Origin of the sequence: Cellulomonas algicola (assembly GCF_019024305.1) — a bacterium.
Lineage (GTDB): Bacteria > Actinomycetota > Actinomycetes > Actinomycetales > Cellulomonadaceae > Cellulomonas > Cellulomonas algicola.
This window is the reverse complement of sequence record NZ_JAHKSJ010000034.1, coordinates 32,676-47,802: the sequence shown is the minus strand read 5'-3', so window position 1 is coordinate 47,802 and position 15,127 is coordinate 32,676. Positions and strand designations below refer to the sequence as shown.

The 15,127-nt window shown below is 73.0% G+C and carries 10 protein-coding genes and 1 riboswitch; of the genes, 3 read left to right on the top strand and 7 right to left on the bottom strand.

Translation table 11 applies throughout. The annotated features are described in order from the left end of the window. Window positions 1-9 precede the first annotated feature (9 nt). The 3 genes from glyA to KOV94_RS19350 all read right to left on the bottom strand — a co-directional run bounded on the left by glyA (window position 10) and on the right by KOV94_RS19350 (window position 2,539). Complete coding sequence (glyA, locus tag KOV94_RS19360) at window positions 10-1,299, bottom strand: serine hydroxymethyltransferase (protein WP_124343674.1); 1,290 nt, start codon at window positions 1,297-1,299, stop codon at window positions 10-12. A 98-nt stretch (window positions 1,300-1,397) separates the two neighbouring features. After that, window positions 1,398-1,487, bottom strand: a riboswitch (ZMP/ZTP riboswitch). A gap of 65 nt (window positions 1,488-1,552) precedes the next feature. Further along, complete coding sequence (locus KOV94_RS19355; RefSeq protein ID WP_124343673.1) at window positions 1,553-1,933, bottom strand: VOC family protein; 381 nt, start codon at window positions 1,931-1,933, stop codon at window positions 1,553-1,555. 45 nt (window positions 1,934-1,978) lie between these two features. Then, entirely contained in the window at window positions 1,979-2,539 is a 561-nt protein-coding gene (locus KOV94_RS19350) for a MarR family winged helix-turn-helix transcriptional regulator (protein WP_218052944.1), read from the bottom strand. 58 nt (window positions 2,540-2,597) lie between these two features. On the opposite strand from KOV94_RS19350, the gene KOV94_RS19345 reads away from it, so the two are divergent. Continuing rightward, window positions 2,598-3,584 carry a DMT family transporter gene (locus tag KOV94_RS19345; protein WP_308160670.1) on the top strand — a complete coding sequence of 329 codons (987 nt, stop codon included), beginning with the start codon at window positions 2,598-2,600 and terminating at the stop codon, window positions 3,582-3,584. On the opposite strand, the gene KOV94_RS19340 is transcribed toward KOV94_RS19345, so the two are convergent. Beyond that, window positions 3,510-4,193: a phosphotransferase gene (locus KOV94_RS19340; RefSeq protein ID WP_218052943.1), complete on the bottom strand. Its 684-nt coding sequence runs from the start codon at window positions 4,191-4,193 to the stop codon at window positions 3,510-3,512. The genes KOV94_RS19345 and KOV94_RS19340 overlap by 75 nt on opposite strands. An 88-nt stretch (window positions 4,194-4,281) precedes the next feature. Beyond that, entirely contained in the window at window positions 4,282-4,779 is a 498-nt protein-coding gene (locus KOV94_RS19335; protein WP_162352645.1) for a GNAT family N-acetyltransferase, read from the bottom strand. A 47-nt stretch (window positions 4,780-4,826) separates the two neighbouring features. On the opposite strand from KOV94_RS19335, the gene purU reads away from it, so the two are divergent. After that, window positions 4,827-5,702 carry a formyltetrahydrofolate deformylase gene (gene purU, locus KOV94_RS19330; protein ID WP_218052919.1) on the top strand — a complete coding sequence of 292 codons (876 nt, stop codon included), beginning with the start codon at window positions 4,827-4,829 and terminating at the stop codon, window positions 5,700-5,702. A 183-nt stretch (window positions 5,703-5,885) separates the two neighbouring features. Next, entirely contained in the window at window positions 5,886-7,289 is a 1,404-nt protein-coding gene (locus KOV94_RS19325; protein WP_124343670.1) for an extracellular catalytic domain type 1 short-chain-length polyhydroxyalkanoate depolymerase, read from the top strand. A 93-nt stretch (window positions 7,290-7,382) separates the two neighbouring features. Here KOV94_RS19325 and KOV94_RS19320 read toward each other — a convergent pair whose 3' ends face one another. Both KOV94_RS19320 and pulA read right to left on the bottom strand, forming a co-directional pair. Next, window positions 7,383-8,858 (bottom strand): S1 family peptidase, encoded by a 1,476-nt coding sequence (locus tag KOV94_RS19320; RefSeq protein ID WP_225917022.1) that lies wholly within the window; start codon window positions 8,856-8,858, stop codon window positions 7,383-7,385. A 273-nt stretch (window positions 8,859-9,131) separates the two neighbouring features. Further along, the gene (pulA, locus tag KOV94_RS19315; RefSeq protein WP_218052918.1) at window positions 9,132-15,047 is read right to left on the bottom strand and encodes a pullulanase-type alpha-1,6-glucosidase; all 5,916 of its coding nucleotides are present in this window, start codon (window positions 15,045-15,047) and stop codon (window positions 9,132-9,134) included. Window positions 15,048-15,127: the final 80 nt, after the last annotated feature.

Genomic DNA, 15,127 nt, shown 5'->3' with positions numbered 1-15,127 from the left:
TGCGCCGCCTCAGTACTGCTGGAGGCCGGAGTACAGCGGGAACGCCTCGGCCAGCTTGGCCACGCGGGCCCGCAGCGCCTCGACGTCGGTCGACGCACCACCGACGAGCGCGGTCGCGATGATGTCGGCGACCTCGGTGAACTCGGCGTCGCCGAAGCCGCGCGTCGCGAGCGCGGGCGTGCCGATGCGCAGGCCCGACGTGACGCGCGGGGGGCGCGGGTCGAACGGCACGGCGTTGCGGTTCACGGTGATGCCCGCGGCGTGCAGGAGGTCCTCGGCCTGCTGGCCGTCGAGGTCCGAGTGCCGCAGGTCGACGAGGACCAGGTGCACGTCGGTGCCGCCCGTGAGGACGGAGACGCCCGCGTTCGAGACGTCGGTGGCGGTGAGGCGGTCCGCGATGATGCGCGCGCCGTCGATGGTCCGCTGCTGGCGGTCCTTGAAGTCCTCGGTGCCGGCGACCTTGAACGACACGGCCTTCGCGGCGATGACGTGCATGAGCGGGCCGCCCTGCTGGCCCGGGAACACCGCGGAGTCGATCTTCTTGGCGTACTCCTGCTTGCTCAGGATGAAGCCCGAGCGGGGGCCGCCGATGGTCTTGTGCACGGTCGAGGAGACGACGTCCGCGTGCGGGACGGGCGACGGGTGCAGGCCCGCGGCGACGAGGCCCGCGAAGTGCGCCATGTCGACCCACAGCTTCGCGCCGACCTCGTCGGCGATCTCGCGCATCGCGGCGAAGTCGAGGTGGCGGGGGTAGGCGGACCAGCCGCCGATGATGACGTCGGGGCGGTGCTCGAGGGCGGCCGCGCGGATCGCCTCGGGCTCGATGCGGAACGTCTGCGGGTCCACGCCGTACGCGGCGACGTCGTAGAGCTTGCCGGAGAAGTTGATCTTCATGCCGTGCGTGAGGTGGCCGCCGTGCGCCAGCTCGAGGCCGAGGATCTTGTCGCCCGCGTTGATGAGCGCGTGCAGCACGGCCGCGTTCGCCGTCGCGCCGGAGTGCGGCTGGACGTTCGCGTGCTCGGCGCCGAACAGGGCCTTCGCACGGTCGATCGCGATGTTCTCCGCGATGTCGACCTGCTCGCAGCCGCCGTAGTAGCGGCGGCCCGGGTAGCCCTCGGCGTACTTGTTGGTGAGCACGGAGCCCTGCGCCTGCAGGACCGCGCGGGGCACGAAGTTCTCGGAGGCGATCATCTCGAGCGTGCCCTGCTGGCGGGCGAGCTCGCCGTCGAGGACGGCGGCGATCTCCGGGTCGAGCTCGGAGATGTTCTGGTCGAGGATCGGGGTGTTGTCGGCGCTCATCGGGCGACTCCCTGGGGCATCAGCGGACGGATCATCGGGTGCGGAGGGGATGTGCACCGGCACGCGGACGGGCACGCACACACTCTCTCCGTGTGGTGACCGTGGGCCCAGGCGTCCGACCCGAAGTCTGCTGCTGCTCGTCGCTCCCCGGTGGTGACCCACCCGCTGCGCCAGTCGCGACCAGCAGAGCCTAGCAACACCGGCGTGCGCGCGGTCAGCGGTATCCACCCACCGCCACCGGCGGCGACCGTCGTCAGCGGGCAGGCGGCTCGATGAGGTCCCACGGGCCGCCGTACAGGTCCTCGAACACCGCGACGGTGCCGTAGGGCTCGTGGCGGGGCTCCTCGCGGAACCGCACGCCGTGCTCGGTCATCCGCGCGTGCTGACCGGCGAAGTCGTCGGTCTCCAGGAAGAACGCGACGTCACCGCCCGCCTGCCGCCCGACGGGAGCGCCGTCACCGGCCAGCGCCAGCACGAGCCCGGTGCCACCGTCGGGCGGCCCGACGACGACGCGCCGCCACCCGTCGGGGAACGTCTCGTCCTGGCGGACCGTGAGACCGAGCGCGTCGACGAAGAACCGCAGCGCGTCGTCGTGGTCGTGGACGAGGAACGTGACGTCGCGCATCCGGATCATCCGGCGAGCGTAGGCCGTAGACCCTCACCGAGGCGGTGCCCGTCCCTAGTGGCCGCCGGCGTCGTCCGGCGTCTCGAAGACCGCGAGCCAGCGGCGCAGGAGGTGCTCGAGCTGGTCGACGTCGGCCGGGTCGAGGGCGTCGAGAAGGCGGCGCTCGTTGGTCATGTGGTCGGTGAACGCGGCGTCGATGACCTCGATCCCCCGCGGGGTGAGCGCGATGACCCGCGCGCGGGCGTCACGGTCGGAGACCCGGCGCGTGACGAGGCCCGCTGCCTCGAGCCGGTCGACGCGCTTGGTCATGGCACCGCTCGTGACGAGCGTGTTCGCGCACAGGTCGCCGGGCGTGCGCTCGTAGGGGGCCCCGGCGCGGCGCAGGGTCGCGAGGACGTCGAAGTCGCCCTCCCCCAGCCCGTGCTTGCGGTAGACGGCGACGAGCTCGTCGGTGACGTGGTTGGCGACGCGGCTCAGGCGGCCGATGACGCCCTGCGGGCGGACGTCGAGGTCGGGGCGTTCCTGCCGCCACGCCGCCTGGATGCGGTCGAGGCGGTCGAGGTGGCCGTCCGGGCCGGTCGGCGAGCCGTTGGCCCTCGCTGCGGTCGGGGGCATCGCATCGACGTCGGTCATGGGGTCGATCTTATCTTCCATGGAAGGTATGTTGTCTTCCGTGGAAGAGAAAACGCTCCGCTGGTCGCTGATCACAGCGGTCGCGCCGCTCACGTGGGGCACCACCTACTACGTGACCAAGCACGCGCTGCCCGCCGACGCCCCGCTCTGGGGCGCCGTCCTGCGCGCGCTGCCCGCGGGCCTCGTCCTGCTGCTCGTCGTCCGACGCCTCCCCCGAGGCTCGTGGTGGTGGCGGTCGCTCGTGCTCGGCACGCTGTCGATGGGCGCGTTCTTCGCGCTGATCTACGTCGCCGCGCAGCTCCTGCCGTCGTCGGTCGCGTCGACCGTGATGGCGACCTCGCCGGTGGTGATGATGCTGGTCGCGTGGGCCCTGCTCGCGCAGAAGCCGCGCGTCCTCGCGCTCGCCGGCGCCGGGCTCGGCGTCGTCGGCGTCGCCGCGATGCTGCTCACCGGCGGCGGGGAGATCCGGCCGCTCGGGGTCGCCGCGTCGGTCGCGGCGATGCTCATGTCGAGCGTCGGGTTCGTGCTCGCGACCCGCTGGGCCGACGGCGTCGACGTCGTCTCGTCCACCGCCTGGCAGCTCGTCGCGGGCGGGCTCGTGCTCGTGCCGTTCGCGGTCGCCGTCGAGGGCGCACCCCCGGCGCTCGACGGCCGCGCGATCCTCGGGTTCGCGTACGTGTCGCTCGTCGCGACCGCCGTCGCCTACCTGGCCTGGTTCAGCGGGCTGCGACGACTCCCCGCGGGGACCGTCGGGCTCGTCGGGCTGCTCAACCCCGTCGCGGGCGTGCTCGTCGGCGTCCTCGTGGCGGGCGAGCACCTCGGCCCGCTGCAGGTCATCGGGATCGTCGTGGTGCTCGCCGGGGTCGTGCTCGGCCAGCCCGCCGTGGACCGCCTGGTCGGCCACCGGCGGTCGCGGGCCGCCGAGGCCGTCACCCTCGCCGCCGTCCCGGCGTCAGGTGGCGTCCCAGAGCCCGCGGTAGAAGGCGGTCCGCACGGGGTCCGGCGCGATCCCGTAGGCGTCCAGTAACGGCTCTTCGTACCCGGGGCCGTAGTTCCAGATCGTGCTGTAGGTCGCGACGGCGAGGTCGGCCCACCGGTCGGCGACGCCCAGCGCGCCGAGGTCGACGTGAGCCAGCCACGTCCCGTCGTCCTCTAGCAGCGTGTTGGGCGCGCACGCGTCCCCGTGGCACACGACGAGCCGGTCGACGGGCGGCGGCGGACCGAGCGCGGTGCGTTCCGCCGACGGCCCACCCTCACGCGCGTCGGCCGCCGCGACCCGCGACGCGACACCCCAGTCGAACGGGCAGTCGTCGACCGGCAGCGCGTCGTGGAGCGCCCGCAGGCCCGCACCGATCGCGCGCACCGCGGTGAGCGGCTCGGCGACCCACCGCGGGTCGACCGCGCTGCGACCGGCCAGGGGGTGCGTGACCAGCCACGAACCCTCGTCGTCGGACCCAGCCTCCAGCACGGTCGGCACCGGCGTCAGCGGCGCCGCCCAGCGCAGACGCGCCACCTCGGCGTCGAGGTCCAGGGGCACACCGGCCGGCACCCACTTCACGAACCGCTCGGGCTCGTCGAGCAGGAACGTCAGGCCGCCGAGCTCGTTGCGCCAGACGACCTCCCGCACCCCACCCATGCCCCGCACCACGTGCGGCACGACCGTCGGGTCGACCGGCCGTCCGGCCAGCTCCCGGCCCGCGACCGGGAGCCGTCCGGACACGGCGTCAGGCCTCGGCGCGGTCGTCGTCCCCGAGCATCTTGCGCAGGTACGCGTAGGTGAGGTCGCCCGCGGTCTGGTCGTGCTGGTGCTCGTAGCCCTGGCTCTCGTACAGCGCGATGTTGTGCAGCGAGTCGCGCCCGGTGAACACCCAGACCTCCTCGATGCCGTCCGGCAGGTACGGCAGGATCGCCATGAGCAGGCGCGTGCCGACTCCCTTGCCCTGCAGGTCGGGGGCCACGGCGAACCGGCCGAGCGTCGCCTTCGTGCCTTCGACCACCACGCGGATCGAGCCGATCAGGCGGTGGCCGGACCACGCGCCGAGCGTGATGACGCCGTCGGCGCCGAGGTCGTCACGGAGCTCGTCGAGGGTCTGCGTGAGGGGCGGGATGTTCGGGTCGCCGTACTGCTGGGCCTCGGTGACGAACGCGGCGCGGCGGAGCGTGAGGAGCTCTCCGGCGTCGTCGAGGGTGACCGTACGGATGTCCAGGTCGGCCTGCGTCATGCCGTCATCGTCTCAGCCCGTCGCGCGGGCGCACTACTCTCGGGGTCGTGTCCGACGCCGTGTCTCAGCATGCAGATGAGCCCACCCACTGGGTCCTGACCCTGTCCTGCCCCGACCGTCCCGGGATCGTCCGGGCCGTCGCGGGCGTGCTCGCGGACCACGGGGGCAACATCACCGAGTCGCAGCAGTTCGGGGACCCGCTGTCGGGGCTGTTCTTCATGCGTGTGCAGGTGTCGGCGTTCGCGCCGCGCGAGGTGCTCGACGGCGCGATGGCGACCGTCGCGCGCACGTTCGCCATGACGTGGTCGCTCGACGTCGTCGGCCGGCCGGTCCGCACGCTCGTCATGGGCTCGACCGCGGCGCACTGCCTCAACGACCTCGCGTTCCGCCAGCGGTCCGAGAAGCTGCCCGTCGACCTCGTCGCGGTCGTCTCCAACCACACGGCGCTGGCGCCGCTCGCCGAGTTCTACGGCATCCCGTTCCACCACGTGCCCGTCACGTCGGCCACCAAGGCCGCCGCCGAGGCGCGGCTGCTCGAGCTCGTCGAGGAGCTCGACGTCGAGCTCGTCGTCCTCGCCCGCTACATGCAGATCCTCTCCGACGACCTGTGCCGCCGCCTCGAGGGCCGCGTCATCAACATCCACCACTCGTTCCTGCCGTCGTTCAAGGGGGCCCGCCCCTACGCGCAGGCGCACGACCGCGGCGTCAAGCTCATCGGCGCGACCGCGCACTACGTCACCGGCGACCTCGACGAGGGGCCGATCATCGAGCAGGACGTCGAGCGGGTCGACCACACGCGCGCCGTCGACGACCTCGTCGCGCTGGGCCAGGACGTCGAGCGGCGCGCCCTCGCGCGGGCCGTGCGGTGGCACGCCGAGCACCGCGTCCTGCTCGACGGGCACCGGACGATCGTCTTCCGCTGACGCGTCCGTCGTGCGCCGGCCGCTGCAGCCCCGGTGGACGACGCCGCAGGTCAGGACCGGACGGCGAATCGTTTCGCCGCGCCGACCCGCGTTGACCCCCTCGACCGGCTCGCCGATGCTCGACGAGCCGCCCCTGCCTCGCGCGGGGGCCGGCTCCCGCATCCCTGGGTCGAGGAGGACTCGATGACGTCGACGCGCGCACCCCTGCGCAGGTCCCTGGCCGTGCTCACGGCGCTCGCCGCCGCGCTGGTCGGGCTGCTCGCCACGATGCTCACCTCGGCCGCACCCGCGCGGGCCGCGTCATTGCAGGAGGTCACGAGCTTCGGCAGCAACCCCGGCGGCCTGCGGATGTTCCTCTTCGTGCCCGACAACCTCCCTGCGCGGCCCGCGGTGCTCGTCGTCAACCACTACTGCACGGGGTCCGCGCAGGCGATGTACTCGGGCAGCCAGTTCGACGAGCTCGCCACGCGCTACGGCTTCATCGCGGTCTACCCGTCGACGAACCGGTCCGGCTCGTGCTTCGACGTGTCGTCCAGCGAGGCGCTCAAGCACGGCGGCGCGAGCGACCCGACGAGCATCGTCTCGATGGTCCGCTACGTGCAGCAGCGGTGGACGACGGACACGAGCCGGGTGTTCGCGACGGGCGTGTCGTCGGGCGCGATGATGACGCAGGTCCTGCTCGCGACGTACCCCGACGTGTTCGCCGCCGGGTCGGCGTTCGCCGGCGTGCCCGCGACGTGCTTCTCGACGTCCGGCCCGCCGCCGGGCACGACGTCCCAGGCGGGCTGGAACAGCGACTGCGCACAGGGGCGTCTGACGCGGACCGCGCAGCAGTGGGGCGACCTCGCGCGCGCCGCCTACCCCGGGTACACCGGTGCCCGCCCGCGCGTGCAGCTGTGGCACGGCACGCAGGACGACACGCTCAGCTACGTGCAGCACGGCGAGGCGATCAAGCAGTGGACGAACGTGCTGGGCGTCCCCGCGACGCCGTCGTCGACCGAGACGATCGGGAACAACACGCGCACCCGGTACGGCGGCACGGGCGACCGTGCGCCGATCGAGGCGAACAGCCTGCAGGGCGTCGGCCACAACCTCCCCGTCGACGCCGCGGCGGCGATCCGGTTCTTCGGGCTCGACCAGCCGACGACCCCCACGCCCACGACTCCGGCGCCGACGACGCCCGTCCCGACGCCGACCGCGACCACCCCGACGCCGCCCGTCCCGACGGACTGGCCGACGCTGCCGCAACCCACGGCGACCTCGGGTCCGGCGACGTGCACCGTGGCGTGGTCGGTCAACCAGTGGAACACCGGCTTCACGGCGAACGTCACGATCACGAACCTCGACTACGCCGCCGCGAGCGGCTGGCAGCTCACGTGGCGGTGGACCGCGGGGCAGAAGGTCACGCAGGCGTGGAGCTCGACGGTCACGCAGACGGGCGACGTGGTCGTCGCGAGCAACGCGGCGTGGAACGCGACCATCCCCGTGGGCGGCAGCGTCCAGATCGGCTTCAACGCCACGCACACGGGCAGCAACCCGCCGCCCGCGGACCTGAAGCTCAACGGCCGGGCCTGCGCCCGGGCCTGAGCGTCCGGACCTGACGACGGGCCCGCACCCCCCTGCGGTGCGGGCCCGTCGTCACGCGTCCCCCGGTCGTCGTGCACCGAGGGCGTCAGCGCCCTACGGCGTCGTGGCGCCGAGGGTGTACGAGCCGGAGCCCGCGTAGGCGTAGACGCCGTACCGGTACTGGCCGGCCGTCCCGTTGTAGGTGATCGACTCGTCGGCGCTCGACGAGGTGGCCGACGCGACCGAGGCCCATGCCGACCCGTTCCACTTCTGCAGGTACAGGTCGAAGTCGCTGCCCGTCGGGCCGTCGAGGCAGAGCCGGATGGTGCCGCTCGTCGACACGGTCACGTAGCTGCCGGTCGGCTGGATCGCGGACCGCCCGGTGCTGAGCGAGCCCGTGTAGGTGCGCGCCAGGTTGTTGCAGCCGGTGGGCGGCGGGTTCTGGCCGCCACCCGACGTGACGAGCGTGAGGCCGTAGGCGGACAGTGCCTCGTTGACGGGCTGGAAGTACGTCGTCCCGCCGGACGAGCAGTTGCCGGACCCGCCGGACGTCATGCCCTGCGCCTGGTTGCCCGCGATCAGCGAGCCGCCCGAGTCGCCGGGCTCGGCGCACACGTTGGTGCGGATGAGGCCGGACACGCTGCCCTGCGCGTAGTTGACCGTGGCGTTGAAGGCCTGGATGGTGCCGCAGCGCCAGCCCGTCGTGGAGCCCGAGCGGCAGACCGACGAGCCGACCGTCGCCTGCGTGGAGCCCGCGACGGCGACCGTGCCGCCGCTGTAGTTGTTGACCGCGCCGATCGGCGTGTTCCCCGACGCGACGCGCACCCACGCGTAGTCGTTGCCCGGGAAGCTCGACCCGGCGAACGTGCCCGACGGGTTCGTCGTGGTCGCACCGGTGCGGCCGCAGTGCCCGGCGGTGACGAAGCCGCCCGTGACGGCGAAGCCGACCGAGCAGCGCGACGACCCGCCGATGTAGTACGCGTTGCCGCCGACCACGTCGATGAACGTCCGCGGCGCCTCGGCCGTCTCGACGACCTTCACGGCGTCGGTCGGGATGCCCGCGGACTTGACGAGGTCCCGCGCCTGGGCGACCGCGCCCGCGGTGGCGTTGACGACGACCGAGTTGGTCGCGACGTCGACGTACCAGGACGGCACGGTCGACGCGACGGAGGCGAGCGCGGCGTCGAGCCCGGCCTTGTACGCGTCGAGGTCGGCGAGCGAGTGCCGGGCGACGACCGGCCGGGCACCGGCGGCGCGGATCGCGGGACCGTCGGCGGCGTCCGTCACGGCGACGTGCAGGACGTTGGCCTGGGGGTCGACCCACGCACCCGCGTAGTCGGCGCCGAGGCGGGCGGAGAGCCGCTGCTCGGTCTCGGCGGCTCCGGCCTGGAACGCGAGCCGGTCGCGGGCGGCACTGCCCGAGAGGCCGAGGTCGCGCTTCATCGCGTCGAGGACGCCGTTGGCGACCTTGGGCGCGGTGACGGGGGCGGGGGCGCCGACGTCGGGGTCGCTCGTGGCGGCCTGGGCGACGGCGGGGGCGAGCACCAGGGTGGTGGCGAGCCCGAGGGTGGCGAGGGTCTTCGAGTGCATGCGTCTCATGTCACAGCTCCGGTGAATAGGCGGATGACTGATGTCATTGGCATTGCGACTCGGATGCTACCCGCGGGTATCGAAAGAGTGAACCCCCGGGCGTGACGAAGGGCCCGCACCCCTCCTCAGGTGCGGGCCCTCCGTGTCCGGCGGCGGGGGGGGGGGGGGGGGGGGGGGGCCGCGCGGCCCCCCCCCCCCCCCCCCCCGGCGGGGGCCCCGCCCGGGGGGGGGGGGGGGGGGGGGGCGCGCCTTACCCCCCCCCCCGCGACCACATCAGCCGCCGAACCAGCCGATCAGCCACCTCCACGAGGCTGCCGGCCCGTTGTCGAACCAGTCGCGCACGTCGTCCCACCAGTGGTGTGACGGACCGTGCCCGTGGCCCGTGTCCTTCTCGACGAGCACCGCGACGGTCCGGGCGGGCACGGTCACCGTGCCGGTCGCCTTGTCCCAGGTGGTGCCCTTGACGACCGGGTCGCTCCCGCGCGCCTGGACCGTCGACAGCGTGTACTTGTCCCCCGCGAGCGCCGCGATCGTCTGCGTCGTCGCCTCGTCGGAGGCGTTGACGACGACGAGCAGCCCGTCGAGCTTCTTGTCGACGTCCTTGTCCCAGCGCCGCGTGTCACGGTCCCAGCCGCCCTGGTCGGCGACGTGCATCACGACGACGCCGGGCGTGGCCTGCGGGCCGGAGTTCGGGAACGTCACCTTCTGCTCGATGAGGTCCGCCGACCCGAGCCGGAACAGCGGGGTCGAGAACCGCAGGCGGAGCAGGTCGTCGGCCGCCGCGGACGCCGCCTGGATGTCGGCGGGTGCCGGCTTGAGCGCCGGGTCCGCCAGCAGCGGCTGCTGGAACGGCCACTTCGCCTCGTTGTCGGGACGCGGCGGCAGGCCGCGGCCGAACCCGTTGTCCTGCTTCGACGGGTCGAACGCGTTGAACCAGTCGCCCGAGTCGTAGGAGTTCCGGTCGAGCGACTTGCTGCGCAGCAGGTCGGCGCCCGCGTGCCAGAAGCTCGGCGTCTGGGCGAGCGCGGTGGTCGACAGCGACACGGTGTTCATCCGGACGCGGTCGGCCATCGTCGTCGCCTGCGGGAGCTTGTACGTCAGCGCGTCGAACAGCGTCTCGTTGTCGTGCGCGTCGACGTACGTGACGACCTCCTCGGGCGAGTCCGCGTAGCCCGCGGGCTGGCCGTTGTAGTCGAGCTCTTCGCCGCGCTTCACCGTGCCGTCCGACGCGAGCAGCCGGTACTCGCGCAGGTTGCCGGCCATCCCGAGCCGCACGAGGTCGGCCGCGTGCTGGACGCGGGCCAGCTGGTCCGCCTCGGAGCCGTTGGCCGCGTCGCCGTTCGGGTCGGTGAACGCCCCGGAGCCGAAGCCCTGGATCCGCGGGTTCTCGTCGAACGGGCCGCCGCCGCGGACGGCGTCGCGCAGCCGGTCGGAGAACGTGCCGATCCCGGTGCCGCCGAGCTGCCCCTGCGTGGCCTGGTAGAAGAGCCGGTTGTCGGCGACCTCGCCGAAGTTCCAGCCCTCGCCGTACAGGTACACCTTGCGGCCGTCGACGCCGTCCTTCTTCGGCGTGAGGTCGTCGAGCGCGTCGCGGACCGCCTCCATCGTGGACCGCGAGTGGTGGCCCATGAGGTCGAAGCGGAACCCGTCCACCTTGTAGTCGCGCGCCCACGTGACGACCGAGTCGACCATCATCTTCTCGGCCATGCGGTGCTCGGTCGCGACGTTCTGGCAGCACGTGGACGTCTCGACCGCACCGGTCGCATTCAGCCGGTGGTAGTAGCCCGGGACGACGCGGTCGAGGATCGACTTCGGGTCCTGGCCGCTCGCCGCGGTGTGGTTGAACACCTGGTCGAGCACGACCTGCAGGCCGTCGGCGTGCAGCGCCCCGACCATCGTGCGGAACTCCGCGACGCGCGCTCCCCCGTCGGCGTCGACCGCGTACGAGCCCTCGGGCGTCGTCCAGTGCAGCGGGTCGTAGCCCCAGTTGAAGCCGTCCTGCGCGGCCACCGCGGTGACGCACGCCTGCTGCTCGGGCGCGTCCGGCGGGAACGACGCGAGGTCGCACTGCGGCACGGCCTGGTCGGCCCGGGCCTCGGGGATCGTCGCGATGTCGAACGTCGGCAGCAGGTGCACCGTCGTCAGGCCCGCGTCCGCGAGCTCGCGCAGGTGCTGCCGACCGGCCCCCGCGCCGGCGAACGCGAGGTACGTCCCCCGCTGCGCCTCCGGCACGGTGGGGTCGCTGATCGAGAAGTCGCGCACGTGCAGCTCGTAGATCGTCTGGTCGACGGGCCGCACGACCGGCTGCTTCGTCTTCTCCCACTGCTTCGGGCGGTACTGCTTGTCCGCCAGGTCGACCAGCACCGAGTGCGTGCTGTTCAGCGTGAGCGCGACCGAGTACGGGTCGGTCACGCGGTTGACCTCGACGGCGTCCGTCGTCGGCGCGTAGACGGTGACCTCCCACAGGTACGCGGCGCCCGCCCACTTCTTCGTGCCCTCGACCGTCCAGGAGCCGTCCTTCTGGCGCTTCGCGTCGACGGCCTGCGGCTCACCGCTCGTGTCGACCCCGCCGGACTTCCGCGCCGGCCAGAGCAGCAGGTTCACGTCCTGGGCCGTCGGGGCCCACAGCGCGAGCGTCGGGACGCCCTTGCGCCACGTCGCGCCGAGCGCGCGGTCGTCGGCCTGGTCGGCGTACAGGTCGTCGAGCACGCCGGGGATCTGCACGCCGGTCGCCGCCTGGAGGGCGCCGTCGGCGGCCTCCTGCGTGACGAGGAGCTCGCCCCGCAGCAGCTCGCGGGCCTCGTCAGCGGGCGCGTCGACGTGCAGCGCGAGGTAGCCCTCGAGCGCCGGGAAGCGCTCGAGCTGCGCGTCGCTGAGTCCGTCGGCGTCGTACGTGAGGTCCACCGTCGTCGTCGCGCCGGACACGGTGCCGTCGGTCACGCCGAGCGAGCCGTCGGGAGCGCCGTGCAGGTGCCAGGTGGAAGCGGCCGGGTCGGTCGCCCACTCGGCGGGCCACGCGATCGTCTCCGCGTCGATCCACTGCGCCCGCTCCTCGCCCGTCCCGGGCAGCCCCGGGTCGGCAGCCTCGACGGTGAGGACGTGCGTCGCGAGGACGTAGGAGAACGTCACGGGCTTGCCGGCGGCGACGGTGAACGGGATGTTCGCGCCGCCCGGTGCGCCGCCCGCGCCGTAGTTCTCGGTCCACGACAGGTTGTGCGCCACCTTGGCCTCGTACGAGCCGGCCGGGATCTGGTCCGTCGTGAACGTGTACGTGCCGTCGCCGTCGGGGTCCTGCAGCCACGTCCTCAGGCAGTCGGGCGACCAGTCGGCCGCGCAGCCCAGCTCGGAGTTGTGCGAGCCCGGGACCGTGAGGATCGGCCCCTGCGCCGTCGACGTGAACCAGTGCGTGACCGGGTCGTAGTAGAACGTCACCGCGGTCGGTGCCGCCAGCGTGTACGTGACGTTCCCGCCGTCACGCACGCCGCCCGCGCCGTAGTTCTCGGTCCACGAGCCGCCGATGGCGACCTTGTACTCGTACGTCCCGGCGGGCAGCGTGAAGGTGCCCGCGTAGACGCCGTCGGCGCGGTACGTCAGGCGCGCGCTCTCGCACGCCGGTGCCCAGTCGCCCGCGCAGCCCATCTCGCTGTTGTGGCTGCCGGGCACGGAGACCACCAGGTCACCCGGATCCGGGCCTTCGTCCACGTCGCCGTCGACGCGGATGCCGACGCTGCCGAAGGTCGACGCCGCCGACCGGTGGCCAGCCGCGTCGACCGTGACCGCGCGGTACTCGACGAGGGTGCCGCGGGCCAGGCCCGTGACGTCGTGGTAGACCCGCGGGCTGGTCGTCTCGGACGTGCCGAGCGACGTCCAGCCGTCGTCACCCACGACGCGGTACGCGAAGGTCGTCTGGCTCCACACGTCGTCCGTGACGTCGGCCCCGACGGGCGCGACACCGCTCACGGCCGCACCTGCACCGGGCACGTCGAGCGTGATCGGGCCGGCCGTCACCGGGGCGTCGACCGTCGTGCCCGCCCGCAGGACGACCGCCGACAGCGCGGGGATCGTCAGGGACACCGTGCCGTCGGCCGCGGCCGTGACCGTGCCGGTCGCGCCGTACAGCCCGGTGAACGTCGCACCCGGGGTGAGCGTGTCGACGGTGACCGTCGCGGGGGCGGTGCCGTTGTTCAGCGCGACGAGGTGCTCGACCTTCTCCGACGCGACGACGCGGGAGAACGCGTAGACGGCGCCGTCGGAGTAGCGCTCGATCTGGGCGCCGGTGCGCAGCGCGGGCGTCTCGGCCCGCAGCGCCGCGAGATCGGCGATCGTCCGGTACAGCACCGTGTCGGTGTCGTAGCGGTCCACGGACCCGGCCGTCGTGCCGTCGAGCAGCGCCTGGTCCGCGTACTCGTCGACCTGCGTCGCGAACAGCGACTGGCGCGCGTCCTTGTCCGTGCCGTCCAGCGAGCCGTCGCCGACGAAGCCCTGCTCGTCGCCGTAGTAGACGACCGGCTGGCCGCGCGTCAGGTACATGAGCGCGTGCGCGAGCTGCGAGCGCGCCTGCGGGTCGGAGGCGTCCTTCACGAAGTGGCCGATGCGACCCATGTCGTGGTTGCCGAGGAACGTGGGCAGCGCCTGCGCGTTCGACGTCGGGGTCGTGTAGTAGTCGTCGCCCGCGAACAGGTCGGAGAGGGCCCCCGCCGAGGACGAGCCACCCGCGTACCCCGCGGCGGCCGACTGGAACGTGAAGTCGAGGACCGCGTTCATGTCCGTGCGGCGCATGTACGGCGACAGCTTCGCCGGGTCCGCGTCGTACACCTCGCCGAACATGAAGAAGTCCGGGTTGCCGACCGACGCGGCGTGCTCGCCGATCGCGGTCGCCCACTGCTGCCAGAACTCGAAGTTCACGTGCTTCGCGGTGTCGATGCGGAAGCCGTCGATGCCGAGGTCGACCCACGCCTCGTAGACGTCCTCGAAGCCCTGCACGACGCGCGGGTCCTCGGTCATGAGGTCGTCGAGGCCGGAGAAGTCGCCGTACGTGACGGACTCACCCGTCCAGGTCGAGTTGCCGCGGTTGTGGTAGACCGTCGGGTCGTTGAGCCAGGCCGGGACCTTGCGGTCGGCGTCGGCCGGGTCGATCACCGGCGTGTACGGGAACGACGTCGCGGGGTCGAGCGTCGGGAAGTCGTCCGTGCCCGCGTAGTCCGCCGGGTCGAACGGCGTGCCGTCCGCCGTGCGGTACGGGTCGTCGGCCTGCTCGACGTAGCCGTACTCCCCCTCGGCGTAGTCGATGACGTCCGCCGTGTGGTTCGTGATGATGTCGAAGTACACGTCGATCCCGCGCGCGTGCGCGTCGTCGATGAGCGCCTCGAGCTCGGCGTTCGTGCCCAGGTGCGGGTCGATCTGCGTGAAGTCCGTGATCCAGTACCCGTGGTACCCGGCGGACGCGTCCGCGCCGGTGCCCTGCACGGGGTTGTTCTTGAACGACGGGGTCAGCCAGATCGCGGTCGTGCCGAGCCCGGCGATGTAGTCGAGCCGCTCGCGCAGGCCCGCGAGGTCGCCGCCCTGGTAGAAGCCCTTGTCGGTCTTGTCGAGGCCCGTGACCAGCCGGTCGCCCGTGAGGCCGCCCGTGTCGTTCGACGGGTCCGCGTTCGCGAACCGGTCCGTCATGACGAAGTAGAAGCTCTTGCCGGCGCCCGGGTCGCGCACGGGCTCGGCGACGAGGTCCGCGTCCTCGTCCGTGTAGCCGCCGGCCAGGCCCAGAGGCGTGACGGACGTGCGGTGCGTCGCGTCGTCGTACGTCACGCGCAGCGTCGTCGCGCCCGCCAGGACGAGCGGGCTGTTGTCGCCCGAGCCGTCGACTCCGTACGACTCGTCCCACGCGTCGTCCAGCGCGACCTTGTACTCCCACGTGCCCGCGGGGACCTCGAAGTCGGCGGTGAACGTGCCGTCGCCGGCGGGGGTCAGCTCCGTCGCGTCGCAGGCGGGCTGCCAGTCCTCGGTGCAGCCGAGCTCGGACTGCAGGCTGCCGACGAGGGCGGCACTGGTCGCGGCGGCCGTGGCGGGGGCGGCCGCGGCGAGCGCGGCGGTGCCGACGAGGCCGGCCGCGACGGCGAGGGCGGTGGCACCCGCGACGGTCCGGCGGGTGGCGGTCGTGCGGTGTCTCGGTGGGGCAGAGGGGCGGCGCGACATGGCGACTCCTTCGTCGGCCCGGCACGGCGGTGTGGCGGGACGTCGCGACCGTACATTCTTGCTGCAAGTTGCAGCAAGGG

Bases quoted from the DNA above. Each gene is read 5' to 3' on its own strand.
- glyA (WP_124343674.1), bottom strand. From the start codon at position 1,299: ATGAGCGCCGACAACACCCCGATCCTCGACCAGAACATCTCCGAGCTC.
- KOV94_RS19355 (WP_124343673.1), bottom strand. From the start codon at position 1,933: ATGATCCGGATGCGCGACGTCACGTTCCTCGTCCACGACCACGACGAC.
- KOV94_RS19350 (WP_218052944.1), bottom strand. From the start codon at position 2,539: ATGCCCCCGACCGCAGCGAGGGCCAACGGCTCGCCGACCGGCCCGGAC.
- KOV94_RS19340 (WP_218052943.1), bottom strand. From the start codon at position 4,193: ATGGGTGGGGTGCGGGAGGTCGTCTGGCGCAACGAGCTCGGCGGCCTG.
- KOV94_RS19335 (WP_162352645.1), bottom strand. From the start codon at position 4,779: ATGACGCAGGCCGACCTGGACATCCGTACGGTCACCCTCGACGACGCC.
- KOV94_RS19325 (WP_124343670.1), top strand. From the start codon at position 5,886: ATGACGTCGACGCGCGCACCCCTGCGCAGGTCCCTGGCCGTGCTCACG.
- KOV94_RS19320 (WP_225917022.1), bottom strand. From the start codon at position 8,858: ATGCACTCGAAGACCCTCGCCACCCTCGGGCTCGCCACCACCCTGGTG.
- pulA (WP_218052918.1), bottom strand. From the start codon at position 15,047: ATGTCGCGCCGCCCCTCTGCCCCACCGAGACACCGCACGACCGCCACC.